This window comes from Oleiphilus sp. HI0061 (assembly GCF_001635675.1).
This window is the reverse complement of the sequence record NZ_LWFE01000837.1, coordinates 1-419: the sequence shown is the minus strand read 5'-3', so window position 1 is coordinate 419 and position 419 is coordinate 1. Positions and strand designations below refer to the sequence as shown.

General features: G+C 48.7%; 1 protein-coding gene. It reads right to left on the bottom strand.

The features are described from left to right. The coding region (locus tag A3735_RS09995; RefSeq protein WP_231882527.1) for a 3-hydroxyacyl-CoA dehydrogenase family protein at positions 1 to 419 on the bottom strand (419 nt) is incomplete at both ends.

Below are 419 nucleotides of genomic sequence, written 5' to 3'. Positions count from 1 at the left end.
GGTCTAGCTCGTAAGTGTAGAAGCCTTTGTCGTTCTTCTGACCGTAGCGGCCATCTTCAAACATAACTTCCATCGCAGTACGGAACTCATTCTTCATGCGATCAGGGAAGCCTTCAGCCATGACTTCACCAGCGTGAATAGCTGTGTCCATACCTACAACGTCTAGCAAGTAAGCAGGACCCATAGGCCAACCGAATTTCTCCATGATCTTATCAACGCGCTGGAAGTCAGCACCGTCACGTACTAGCGCAGCAAAGCCACCGAAGTATGGGAACAAGATACGGTTAACTAGGAAACCTGGGCAGTCGTTAACAACAACAGGCGTCTTACCCATTGCTTTAGCGTAAGCAACTGTCGTAGCGATTGTTTCTTCGCTAGTTTTCTCGCCACGGATAACCTCAACAAGAGGCATCATGTGT